Here is a 12867-nt window from a genome sequence, read left to right on the forward strand (position 1 = left end):
CCAGGCAAACCGTGTTCGGGTTTGTTGGTTGGGAACCACATAGTGGACGCAAGCAGTCTTGTTTTCTTTTTACCAGTGCTTGGTGTGAACGTCTTTTGAATGCCGTTCACGCATTGGTGTGTGGTGTAAGTTATCGGCCTATTAGTACCGGTCAGCTTCACGAGTCGTTAGTCCTCGCTTCCACATCCGGCCTATCAACCCAGTGGTCTGGCTGGGGGCCTCTCACACACAAGGTGTATGGAAATCTCATCTCGAAGCGAGCTTCCCGCTTAGATGCTTTCAGCGGTTATCCCATCCGAACGTAGCTAATCAGCGGTGCACTTGGCAGTACAACTGACACACCAGAGGTTCGTCCGTCCCGGTCCTCTCGTACTAAGGACAGCCCTTCTCAAATTTCCTGCGCGCGCAGCGGATAGGGACCGAACTGTCTCACGACGTTCTAAACCCAGCTCGCGTACCGCTTTAATGGGCGAACAGCCCAACCCTTGGGACCTACTCCAGCCCCAGGATGCGACGAGCCGACATCGAGGTGCCAAACCATGCCGTCGATATGGACTCTTGGGCAAGATCAGCCTGTTATCCCCGAGGTACCTTTTATCCGTTGAGCGACGGCCATTCCACAATGTACCGCCGGATCACTAGTCCCGACTTTCGTCCCTGCTCGAGATGTCTCTCTCACAGTCAAGCTCCCTTGTGCACTTACACTCGACACCTGATTGCCAACCAGGCTGAGGGAACCTTTGGGCGCCTCCGTTACTTTTTAGGAGGCAACCGCCCCAGTTAAACTACCCATCAGGCACTGTCCCTGACCCGGATTACGGGCCGAAGTTAGATGTCCAAAGTGACCAGAGTGGTATTTCAACGATGACTCCACCCGAACTGGCGTCCGGGCTTCAACGTCTCCCACCTATCCTACACAAGCCACTCCGAACACCAATACCAAACTATAGTAAAGGTCTCGGGGTCTTTCCGTCCTGCTGCGCGTAACGAGCATCTTTACTCGTACTGCAATTTCGCCGAGTTTATGGTTGAGACAGCGGGGAAGTCGTTACTCCATTCGTGCAGGTCGGAACTTACCCGACAAGGAATTTCGCTACCTTAGGATGGTTATAGTTACCACCGCCGTTTACTGGGGCTTGAATTCTCAGCTTCGCCTTGCGGCTAACCGGTCCTCTTAACCTTCCAGCACCGGGCAGGAGTCAGTCCGTATACATCGTCTTGCGACTTCGCACGGACCTGTGTTTTTAGTAAACAGTCGCTTCCCCCTGGTCTCTGCGGCCCCTGCACGCTCCGGACAGCAAGTGTCCATCACGATGGGGGCCCCCCTTCTCCCGAAGTTACGGGGGCATTTTGCCGAGTTCCTTAACCATAATTCTCTCGATCGCCTTAGTATTCTCTACCTGATCACCTGTGTCGGTTTGGGGTACGGGCGGCTAAAACCTCGCGCCGATGCTTTTCTAGGCAGCATAGGATCACCGAATCCCCCCTTACGGGAGTCCCATCAGATCTCAGGCATCATGAACAGCGGATTTGCCTACCGTTCGCCCTACATCCTTAGACCGGGACAACCATCGCCCGGCTCGGCTACCTTCCTGCGTCACACCTGTTAATACGCTTACCTCCCAGGATCAGGTCCCGCGCTCCACCAAAAACCTCACACCACAAGGGTGATCGGTCAGGTCTCGGGCGGTTAGTATCCCCTGTTCAGCATGGACGGTTTTTCGCCGGTACGGGAATATCAACCCGTTGTCCATCGACTACGCCTGTCGGCCTCGCCTTAGGTCCCGACTTACCCAGGGCAGATTAGCTTGACCCTGGAACCCTTGATCATTCGGCGGACGGGTTTCTCACCCGTCTTTCGCTACTCATGCCTGCATTCTCACTCGTGTAGGCTCCACCGCTGGTTTACACCGCGACTTCACTGCCCACACGACGCTCCCCTACCCATCCAGACGCCTGAACCACAAGGGCTTAGCAAAAATCTGAATGCCACAACTTCGGCGGTGTACTTGAGCCCCGCTACATTGTCGGCGCGGAATCACTTGACCAGTGAGCTATTACGCACTCTTTTAAGGATGGCTGCTTCTAAGCCAACCTCCTGGTTGTCTTCGCAACTCCACATCCTTTCCCACTTAGCACACGCTTAGGGGCCTTAGTTGGTGGTCTGGGCTGTTTCCCTCTCGACTATGAAGCTTATCCCCCACAGTCTCACTGCTGCGCTCTCACTTACCGGCATTCGGAGTTTGGCTGACGTCAGTAACCTTGTAGGGCCCATCGGCCATCCAGTAGCTCTACCTCCGGTAAGAAACACGCAACGCTGCACCTAAATGCATTTCGGGGAGAACCAGCTATCACGAAGTTTGATTGGCCTTTCACCCCTACCCACAGCTCATCCCCTCCATTTTCAACTGAAGTGGGTTCGGTCCTCCACGACGTCTTACCGTCGCTTCAACCTGGCCATGGGTAGATCACTTCGCTTCGGGTCTAGATCACGCCACTGCAACGCCCTATTCAGACTCGCTTTCGCTACGGCTTCCCCACACGGGTTAACCTCGCGACGTAACACTAACTCGCAGGCTCATTCTTCAAAAGGCACGCCGTCACAGCTACTTGTGATTACTCACGGCTGCTCCGACGGATTGTAAGCACACGGTTTCAGGTACTGTTTCACTCCCCTCCCGGGGTACTTTTCACCTTTCCCTCACGGTACTGGTCCGCTATCGGTCATTAGGGAGTATTTAGGCTTATCAGGTGGTCCTGACAGATTCGCACGGGATTTCTCGGGCCCCGTGCTACTTGGGATACTCTCCAGGCGGTACACAACATTTCGGTTACGGGGCTCACACCCTCTCTGGCCGGCCTTTCAAGACCGTTCACCTATGCCCGTACTCTCACCTCACTGTCCCGGCAGAGACAGAACGGAAAGTCCCACAACCCCGACCATGCAACGCCCGCCGGCTATCACACATGGAACGGTTTAGCCTGATCCGCGTTCGCTCGCCACTACTAACGGAATCACTATTGTTTTCTCTTCCTGCGGGTACTGAGATGTTTCACTTCCCCGCGTTCCCTCCACGCACCCTATGTGTTCAGATGCGGGTCACCAGATCACTCGCGCGTCTGGCGGGGTTTCCCCATTCGGAGACCCTGGGATCAAAGTCCGGTTATCGACTCCCCCAGGCTTATCGCAGATTCCTACGTCCTTCTTCGGCTCCTAATGCCAAGGCATCCACCGTGTGCTCTTAAAAACTTGACCACAAAAGATCAAAAAAACATTTCGAGAGAACCTATGGGAACCACACCACAAACACAGCCACACCCAACCCCCAAAAGAGGCAAAGGCACAACCACATCCGCAGCACAGATCCAGGTTCATATTCTTGGAAATTGCTTCTTATAAAAGATGCTCGCGTCCACTATGTAGTTCTCAAACAACAACCCCAAACCACACACCCCACACACCACCCCAAAAAGGGTTCAACGCGCATGATCGATGCAGCCAGGAAACCAGAAACAAACAAACCCGGAAAGTTACCCTCCCGGTCCTGTTGCCTCAGGACCCAACAGTGTGCCAAACACTAAACCCGTGAACCACCACCCCCGCCGTTCCAGGACACCCTCCAAAAGGAGAACAACCGTACTGAACAGGGACAACAACCACGAGGCCGCTATTTGTTGATATTCCACCCTTGAGCACCCACCGCAGAACAATCGCCTGCGCAATGGGCCTTTACTCCTGACAACCCCTCCACACTCACATACATGAGGCAAGGTGACTGTAGGTGCTCCTTAGAAAGGAGGTGATCCAGCCGCACCTTCCGGTACGGCTACCTTGTTACGACTTAGTCCCAATCGCCAGTCCCACCTTCGACAGCTCCCTCCCACAAGGGGTTAGGCCACCGGCTTCGGGTGTTACCAACTTTCGTGACTTGACGGGCGGTGTGTACAAGGCCCGGGAACGTATTCACCGCAGCGTTGCTGATCTGCGATTACTAGCGACTCCGACTTCATGGGGTCGAGTTGCAGACCCCAATCCGAACTGAGACCGGCTTTTTGGGATTAGCTCCACCTCACAGTATCGCAACCCTTTGTACCGGCCATTGTAGCATGCGTGAAGCCCAAGACATAAGGGGCATGATGATTTGACGTCGTCCCCACCTTCCTCCGAGTTGACCCCGGCAGTCTCCTATGAGTCCCCACCATCACGTGCTGGCAACATAGAACGAGGGTTGCGCTCGTTGCGGGACTTAACCCAACATCTCACGACACGAGCTGACGACAACCATGCACCACCTGTGAACCAGCCCCAAAGGGGAAACCACATTTCTGCGGCGGTCTGGCCCATGTCAAGCCTTGGTAAGGTTCTTCGCGTTGCATCGAATTAATCCGCATGCTCCGCCGCTTGTGCGGGCCCCCGTCAATTCCTTTGAGTTTTAGCCTTGCGGCCGTACTCCCCAGGCGGGGCACTTAATGCGTTAGCTACGGCGCGGAAAACGTGGAATGTCCCCCACACCTAGTGCCCAACGTTTACGGCATGGACTACCAGGGTATCTAATCCTGTTCGCTCCCCATGCTTTCGCTCCTCAGCGTCAGTTAATGCCCAGAGACCTGCCTTCGCCATCGGTGTTCCTCCTGATATCTGCGCATTTCACCGCTACACCAGGAATTCCAGTCTCCCCTACATCACTCTAGTCTGCCCGTACCCACTGCAGAACCGGAGTTGAGCCCCGGTCTTTCACAGCAGACGCGACAAACCGCCTACGAGCTCTTTACGCCCAATAATTCCGGATAACGCTTGCGCCCTACGTATTACCGCGGCTGCTGGCACGTAGTTAGCCGGCGCTTCTTCTGCAGGTACCGTCACTTTCGCTTCTTCCCTACTGAAAGAGGTTTACAACCCGAAGGCCGTCATCCCTCACGCGGCGTCGCTGCATCAGGCTTTCGCCCATTGTGCAATATTCCCCACTGCTGCCTCCCGTAGGAGTCTGGGCCGTGTCTCAGTCCCAGTGTGGCCGGTCACCCTCTCAGGCCGGCTACCCGTCGTCGCCTTGGTGAGCCATTACCTCACCAACAAGCTGATAGGCCGCGAGTCCATCCAAAACCACAATAAAGCTTTCCACCCCCCACCATGCGATGAGGAGTCATATCCGGTATTAGACCCAGTTTCCCAGGCTTATCCCAGAGTTAAGGGCAGGTTACTCACGTGTTACTCACCCGTTCGCCACTAATCCACCAGCAAGCTGGCATCATCGTTCGACTTGCATGTGTTAAGCACGCCGCCAGCGTTCATCCTGAGCCAGGATCAAACTCTCCGTTGAAGTAAAACAAAAACAGACACAACCAAATCCCCCGGGAAAACGGGAAACAAGGCCGCACAAAATTTGAAACCAGCCAAAAAAACCAGACCATCCACGGGGTGGACAACCTGGCCAATTCAACCAATCAATAAAACAATTGGTATCAACAAACTTGGCACACTATTGAGTTCTCAAACAACAGACACATTCGAATACTTCAAGAAACAATGTTTACTCGAATTACTTCGAATTCTTTTGTTTCGCTTTCTTCGCTGCGATGTTTCCATCTTATTTCATTCATTTTCACTTTGCAAATCCGGATATTCTCCGCAAATTCACTTGGTTTCAATGAATCCGCCCAGCAAAATTTGAAACAATTCTCATTTTGTGCGCCTTGCGCATGAAGAATTGCTTCTCATTTGTAGGGGGTCTGTCACCACTCAGCGGCGGCGACTCAGAAGACATTACACGCTCCTTCCCGGCCGTGCAAATCGGCGGAAAGGAGCGTGCTCTGTCAAAGTTCTGCGTGGTGTTTTACCCAGGTGGTGCCGCTGCCTCAGCGGGCCGAGACTTCCACGGTGGCCAGGTTTTTCTTGCCCCGTCGCAGCAACAAGTAACGGCCGTGGAGCAGCTGCTCAGGTGAAATCACTGCGTCAGGATCGGAGATTTTGGCGTTGTTCACATAAGCACCCCCCTCCCCTACGGTGCGCCGGGCGGCGGACTTGCTCTCGGAGAGCCCGGATGCGACCAAGAGGTCAATGATGCCCAGGCCGCCGTCGTCGATCTTCGCTGAGGGTAGCTCCGACGTAGCCGCTGCGAGGGTCTGCTCATCCAGCACGCTGAGATCGCCGTTGCCGAACAAAGCAGCCGAGGCGGCGATGACTTTTTCGGTTGCTTCCACGCCATGAACCAGGGACGTGACCTCGTACGCCAGCTTCCGCTGCCCTTCGCGGGCGAAGGGACGCTCCGCCACCGAGAGCTCAAGGGCCTCGATCTCTGCCCTGCTGAGGAAGGTGAAGACCTTCAATCGTGCAGCGACGTCAGCATCAGCGGTGTTCAGCCAGAACTGGTAGAAGGTGTATGGACTGCACATAGCCGGATCGAGCCAGATGGCGTTGCCTTCGCTCTTGCCGAACTTGGTACCGTCCGAGTTCGTGATCAGGGGCGTTCCCAGCGCGTGCACGTGCTTTCCCTCAACCTTGCGGATGAGTTCCGTGCCGCTCGTCAGGTTGCCCCACTGGTCCGAACCGCCAGTCTGGAGTACACAGCCGTAGTCGCGGAACAGCTGCAGGTAGTCCATGCCCTGCAGGATCTGGTAGCTGAACTCGGTGTAGCTGATTCCCTCTTCGGAACCCAGGCGGGACGCCACAGCATCCTTGCGGAGCATGGTGCCGACACGGTAGTGCTTGCCGATTTCGCGCAGGAAGTCGATGGCGCTCAAAGGGGCGGTCCAGTCGAGGTTGTTGACCATACGGGCCGCATTGGCACCCTCGAAGCTCAGGAACCGGCGCACCTGGGCCTGAAGGTATCCTACCCACTCCGTCACAGTGTCCTTGGTGTTCAGCGTCCGTTCAGCTGTCGGCCGCGGATCGCCGATGAGGCCCGTGGAGCCGCCCACAAGCCCAAGAGGCTTGTGGCCGGCAAGCTGCAGCCTGCGCATAAGCAGCAACTGCACCAGGTTGCCAAGATGAAGGCTTGGCGCAGTGGGATCGAATCCGCAGTAATAGGTGATCGCGTCACCGGCGAGGAGCTTTTCCAGTTCCACTTCGTCGGTGGATACGTGGATAAGTCCGCGCCAATTCAGCTCCTGCCAGATGTTGGCGAAGCTGGGATCGTTCTGCTGGGATTCAAGATCAGTTAGTTGTGACACGTGATCTAAGTTAGCAGGATTGACGGGTCAGCAGCGTCGCGGTTCAGCCTTCGATGCCTGCAGGTATTCCGGCCGATGCAATGAGTCGCAGCCGCTGGGTGGGGCGGGTCATGGCCACGTAGAGATCGCCTACGCGGCCGTGCTCATGGTTGAGCATGACCGAAGGCTCCAGAACCACGACGCCGTCGAACTCAAGGCCCTTTGCCTCGCGCGGGCTGATGACCACAATGTCCTGTTCGTAACTTCCCGCGCCCGTTCCGACCCTGCGACCGTAGGCAGCACGCAGGGCGCCTGCGGCTTCGGGCAGCAACGGGCCATCGGCAATCACTGCCAGCAGTCCGCCGTCGAGCGCTTCCAGCTCCTCGGGGAGCACGTCCACAAGGTGATTGACAAGCGCATCCTGCTCCACCTCGTCGATGATCGGGGACCAGCGGCCCTCACGGACAGCCTTCGGCGCTGACACCACCAGGCCTGCTGCATTTGCCATACGGGCGGCAGCCTCGGCGATCTGGGACGGCGTCCGGTAGTTCACGGTCAGCTCTTCGAGCTGCCAGCGGTCGCCGAAGAGAGGTTCCAGCGCACCCTGCCAGGATTTCGCGCCGGCCACGGAACTGGTCTGGGCGATATCTCCCACGATGGTGAACGACTTGAGCGGGCACCGCCTGACCAGCAGGCGCCACTGCATGGGCGAGAGCTCCTGTGCCTCGTCCACGACGATGTGGCCGAAGGCCCACGTACGATCAGTGGTGGCGCGCTCGGCCGCGGTCAGGCGGGCTTCGCGCTCCTGGTTCTGATCGACCAGTTCCTCCGCGCTCATGAGCACGTCCACCCCGGCAGTCTCCATGTTGACCAGGGTCTGGCGTGCATTGGCAAGATCGCGGGCACGGTCGTGTTCCTGCTGGGCAAGCCCACGGCCGGCAGCAGCGTCGAGTTCGCCCAGCAATTCCGCGGCCTCATCCAGCAGCGGCACATCAGACTCCGTCCACGGAGAATCCGCAGGCCGCATGAGGAGGGCTCGCTGCCCGGCAGTGAATCCGGGTGTGCAAGCCTCCAGGATCGCCGGTTTGCTGAGCAGTTCGCCCACCAGCTTTTCGGGAGTCATGGGCATCCAGCACAGGTTCAGGGCGATCCTGACATCCCGCGCGGAACGGACGTCCTCGGCCAGGTAAGAGCGGTCAGCATTGTTGCCGATGCTGCCGGCTTCAACCAGTTCGGTCATTTGCTCCGTCAACTCCCGGAGCAGGATCTTCACGAAGGTGACCCTCGCCTCGTTGTGAGGCTTGCCGGTTCCGCGGGCTTTGTCCCTGGCGCGGCGGACCTGACGCGGAGTGAGCACCAGTTTGCGGCCGTCCACCTCAAGAATCCGGTTCTCGGCGGGAATGCGTTGCCGGTTGGCCACAGCATTGGCCACAACTTCAGCCATCTTTAGGCTGCCCTTGAGGGCCGCGACATCGCCTTCAGGCTCAGCGACAGCATTGATGCCCGGCATCAGCCTGCCCAGGCTGGCCATCACGACGCCGGTCTCGCCCAGCGAGGGGAGGACACGTTCGATGTACTTCATGAACGACGACGACGGGCCAACCAGCAGGACACCGGCAGTCTTCAGCCGGTCACGGTGGGTATACAGCAGATACGCAGCGCGGTGCAGTGCCACAGCCGTCTTACCGGTGCCCGGACCACCCTGGACAACCAAGGCCCCCGAAATGGAGGAGCGGATAATCCGGTCCTGCTCGGACTGGATGGTGCCCACGATGTCGGACATGCGTCCGGTGCGCTTGGAATCGAGGGCGGCCAGGAGCGCGCCCTCCCCTTGCAACGATGCGTTGTCGGCCAGCATGTCTGCGTCCAGGACATCATCCTCGATGGCCCGCACTTCCCGCCCCTGGAGGATGAGGTGGCGACGGCGGCGCACGCCTTGCCGGTCGAAGGCCGTGGCCTGGTAGAAGTGGCCCGCCTCAGGTGCCCGCCAGTCCACCATGAGCCGCTGGAGATCCTCAGTGGTGAGGCCGATGCGTCCGATGTACTGGGCTTCGCCCGAGTCAAGGTCCAGCCGGCCGAAGACAAGGCGGTCATCGACGGCGTCCAGCTGTGCCAGGCGGTCTTCGTAAAGCGCGGCGAAGGCGTCACGCTCGGAGACATTCTGCATCGTTCCTATGGCACCGGCACGGCGCACTTGCGCCAACTGGGTGCGCTTTTCCTCGCGCAGTTCATCCAAACGGGCATACAACCCCGCTACATAGTCCCGTTCATGGGCTAAATCAGCGTCGAGCATCGAGACGTTCCCCTATCGCAAAAGACAGACCTAACATTCTACAACCAATCCGTTGCCCGCGTGTGTGATGACGTCCCTGCTACAAACGCAGAAGTGATCGGACACGGTGGCCGGTCAGGGCGGAGCGTCCGCGGAGCTCGCCAAGCTCCATCACAACCCCGACTCCGGCCACGTGGATGCCGCATCGTTCAAAGAGCCTGGTTGCCGCACCCAGCGTGCCTCCGGTTGCGAGGACGTCGTCGAGGATGAGCACGCGGCTGCCGGCCGGCAAATCCGAGGTATGCAGCTCCAACGTTGCCGTGCCGTATTCCAGGGCGTAGTCCTCGGCAAAAACAGCCCGGGGAAGCTTCCCCGCCTTCCTGACGGTCACCACCCCTGTATTCGTGGCGTAGGCGGCCGCGGCGGCCAGCAGGAAACCCCGTGCTTCCACTCCCGCGACGGCGTCGAACTGTCCCCTGAACGGTTCCACCAAAGAGTCGACGACGGCTCTAAAGGCTGCGGGATTGGCAAAAACGGGGGTCAGGTCCTTGAAGGAGATGCCGGGTTTCGGGTCGTCCGGCACAGTGACGCAGAGGCTCGAGATGAGCTCGTCCACAGGGACGGGGCGCCGGGTGGTAACTGGCTCGCTTGGATTCACGCATCCACACTACTGTGTGCCGGCGGGCTTTCCGGTGATGGCCCTGCTCTTGGCGGCTTTGTATCGGGAGACCGTGGGGTCGCCGGTCAGCCAGAAGCGCCAGGGGTATTCGTGGCTTCCACCGGCACCGGCGACGCCCACGCGGGGCCCGGCACTGATGGCGGATGCAGGGACGGCAGGCAGTTCCAGTGCGAAGGGCTCCTTGAGCGCGTCCCTGCCGCTGTCCGCCGTCGTCAACCCGAGTGAAGTGGCGAGCCGGGCCGGACCGCTGGCCAAATCAACAGCCGTTTTGGACGCCGGCCGCCGGGTGCGCGCCAGATCCTGACCGACAACCACCTCTCCGGCGCGCAGCAGCAGGGCGGATGCCACACCGTCTGGCCCGCAAACAATGTTGGCGCAGTAATGCATGCCGTAGGTGAAATAGACGTAAAGATGCCCCGCCGGGCCGAACATTGGCGCATTCCGCGGTGTCAGGCCGCGGAATGTATGGGAACCGGGATCAGGATGCAGGGAGTCATGAGGGCCCAGATAGGCTTCGACCTCCGTAATCCGGACGGACACAGCTCCAGCCGGACTGTTGTGGGTGAGGACCGCCCCCAACAGCAATGGCGCAACATGCCGCGGATCGGCTGAAAGCACCTCCCGCACCGACTTCGGCGGCACACTGCCGGCTGGATCTTGAGGGCTCGCATTCATGATTCACACCTTAACAAAGGAGGACATACGGCACTCCACGGCCATGTCCGAATTCCGCTAGCCCGGCCGTCCCGGAGCTGACAGGATGAAGGCATGGACTTCTGGCAGCGATACCGGGCAATAGACGCCCGAGACACCCGTTTCGACGGGCAGTTCTTCACCGCTGTGCGGACAACAGGGATTTACTGCCGGCCGTCCTGTCCTGCGAGGACCCCCAGGGCCGAGAACGTCACGTTCTATGAAACGTCGGCGGCTGCCCATGAAGCCGGTTACCGGGCGTGCAAACGCTGCCTTCCGGAGGCCGTACCAGGAACGCCCGCCTGGAACATACGATCGGACGTAGCGGGACGGGCCATGCGCCTCATCCATGACGGCGTCATTAATCGTGACGGGGTGGAAGGACTGGCTTCGCGGCTGGGCTACTCCTCCCGCCAGCTCAACAGGATCCTCACGTCAGAACTCGGTGCCGGTCCCCTTTCGCTGGCACGGGCGGGCAGGGCCCAGACTGCAAGGACTTTGCTGGTGTCGACGTCGATGAAGTTCGCCGACATTGCGTTTGCCGCTGGCTTCAACAGCGTGCGCCAGTTCAACGACACTGTGGTGGAGGTCTTCGATCTGACTCCGACGGCTCTCCGCGGTACAGCCCGGCATCAAAAAGCCCCGGTCACCACCACTACGGCGCTGACGCTCCAACTCCCTTACCGGGAACCGTTCGATCCCGGCATCTTCACCTTCCTCGCCGTCCGTGCCATCCCAGGCATAGAGGCGGGTACGCCGGCTTCCTATGCCAGAACGCTCCGCTTGCAGCACGGTGATGCCCGCTTCAAAGTGGAGTACGACGACGGCGCCCCCGGCCGTCCGTTGATTCTCACCATTGGTGCCGTGGATCTCCGTGATCTTCCTGTTCTTCTGAGCAGGGTGCGCCGGCTCCTGGATCTCGACGCCGACCCCGGGGCAGTGGACTCAGCACTGGCAGCAGAACCCCGCCTCGCACAATCCGTTGCCGAATCCCCCGGCATGCGCCTGCCAGGCGCCGTTGACCCCCAGGAACTGTTGGTCCGGGCAATGGTAGGCCAGCAGGTCACCGTAGCGTCAGCCAGGACCGCCCTTACTCAACTGGCCGTGAGCGGCAGCGCGACGTCCATGCCGGGCGAGGGCCTGGACCGGCTGTTTCCAACGCCGGCCCAGCTGTCAGAATCTGCGCCCCTGTTACTCAAGGGCCCGCAGCGGCGAATGGATTCGCTGGTATCCGTGACATCCGCCATGGCAGCAGGTGACCTTAGCTTTGGTTATGGAGACAATTTCGCCAGCCTGACGGACAAGCTCCTGCCGTTGGCTGGAATCGGTCCCTGGACCGTGGGATATGTTGCCATGCGTGTTATCGGCGCACCCGATATTTTCCTGGCCAATGATGCTGCCGTACGAAACGGAATCCGTTCCCTTTCGGCCAACCGGTCTGTGTCCACCCAGTACCCCGGTACCCCGGATTTCCGGGAAGTCAGCCCCTGGCGGTCCTACGCCACCATGCATCTTTGGCGGGCGGCGTCGTCCGTTCCCCGTGAAAAACGCACAGGTCCCACAACAGTGAAAGTGAAATCATGAAAGCGGAGCTTCTGACCCTGGCCACGCCCGATGGCCCCTTCAGCATCATTGCCCGGGACGGCGAAGTCCTCGCGTCCGGGTGGACTGCCGAGCCGGACGAATTGACCGGCCAGGTGCACCCGCTGCTGCGTCCCTCCGAACTTATGGCGGTGCAGGAGATGGGTTCCGTGTCTGAGGCCGTGGAAGCGTACTACGCAGGCGATCCTGATCCGGCCATGCACGTCCCCGTGCTGCAGAAATCCGGACCCTTCCGCAGTCACGCCTGGGACATGCTCCGCACCGTAAGCCCCGGCAAGCCAGTCACTTACGCCCAGTACGCCATGCTGGCCGGGAATCCGCTGGCCGTCCGCGCGGCGGCAAGCGCATGTGCGTTCAATGCGGCAGCCCTGTTTGTACCCTGCCACCGTGTAATCAGGACTGACGGAACGTTGGGCGGCTTCCGGTGGGGACTTGCCGTCAAAGAGAGCCTGTTGGCCCGCGAGGCCAGGTGAGG

Annotated in this window: 6 protein-coding genes and 2 rRNA genes; 2 read left to right on the forward strand and 6 right to left on the reverse strand. The window is 59.3% G+C overall.

All coding sequences use genetic code 11. The features are described from left to right. Positions 1-120: 120 nt before the first annotated feature. The 6 genes from M1E02_RS13645 to M1E02_RS13670 form a co-directional block, all read right to left on the reverse strand. A 23S ribosomal RNA gene (locus M1E02_RS13645) occupies positions 121-3256 on the reverse strand. 537 nt (positions 3257-3793) lie between these two features. Continuing rightward, positions 3794-5318: ribosomal RNA gene (locus tag M1E02_RS13650) — 16S ribosomal RNA — on the reverse strand. The 16S and 23S rRNA genes sit together here, the layout of an rRNA operon. Positions 5319-5853: 535 nt before the next feature. Beyond that, entirely contained in the window at positions 5854-7167 is a 1314-nt protein-coding gene (gene tyrS / locus M1E02_RS13655; RefSeq protein ID WP_479374786.1) for a tyrosine--tRNA ligase, read from the reverse strand. A 43-nt stretch (positions 7168-7210) separates the two neighbouring features. Next, on the reverse strand, positions 7211-9439 hold the full coding sequence (locus M1E02_RS13660) for a HelD family protein (protein WP_479374787.1): 2229 nt from the start codon (positions 9437-9439) through the stop codon (positions 7211-7213). Positions 9440-9518: 79 nt separating this feature from the next. Next, positions 9519-10076: an adenine phosphoribosyltransferase gene (locus M1E02_RS13665; RefSeq protein ID WP_479374788.1), complete on the reverse strand. Its 558-nt coding sequence runs from the start codon at positions 10074-10076 to the stop codon at positions 9519-9521. A gap of 9 nt (positions 10077-10085) precedes the next feature. Beyond that, a complete protein-coding gene (locus M1E02_RS13670) occupies positions 10086-10772 on the reverse strand; it encodes a DNA-3-methyladenine glycosylase (RefSeq protein ID WP_479374789.1) in 687 nt (228 codons plus the stop codon). A 93-nt stretch (positions 10773-10865) separates the two neighbouring features. Here M1E02_RS13670 and M1E02_RS13675 point away from each other — a divergent pair, with 93 nt between their 5' ends. Both M1E02_RS13675 and M1E02_RS13680 read left to right on the forward strand, forming a co-directional pair. Next, positions 10866-12374 carry a DNA-3-methyladenine glycosylase 2 family protein gene (locus M1E02_RS13675; RefSeq protein ID WP_479374790.1) on the forward strand — a complete coding sequence of 503 codons (1509 nt, stop codon included), beginning with the start codon at positions 10866-10868 and terminating at the stop codon, positions 12372-12374. Continuing rightward, a complete protein-coding gene (locus M1E02_RS13680) occupies positions 12371-12865 on the forward strand; it encodes a methylated-DNA--[protein]-cysteine S-methyltransferase (protein ID WP_479374791.1) in 495 nt (164 codons plus the stop codon). The genes M1E02_RS13675 and M1E02_RS13680 overlap by 4 nt, the downstream gene beginning before the upstream one ends. Positions 12866-12867 lie beyond the last annotated feature (2 nt).

The sequence above is a fragment of the Arthrobacter sp. Z5-13 genome, from assembly GCF_056499105.1.

Bases quoted from the DNA above. Each gene is read 5' to 3' on its own strand.
- M1E02_RS13660 (WP_479374787.1), bottom strand. From the start codon at position 9,439: ATGCTCGACGCTGATTTAGCCCATGAACGGGACTATGTAGCGGGGTTG.
- M1E02_RS13670 (WP_479374789.1), bottom strand. From the start codon at position 10,772: ATGAATGCGAGCCCTCAAGATCCAGCCGGCAGTGTGCCGCCGAAGTCG.
- M1E02_RS13675 (WP_479374790.1), top strand. From the start codon at position 10,866: ATGGACTTCTGGCAGCGATACCGGGCAATAGACGCCCGAGACACCCGT.
- M1E02_RS13680 (WP_479374791.1), top strand. From the start codon at position 12,371: ATGAAAGCGGAGCTTCTGACCCTGGCCACGCCCGATGGCCCCTTCAGC.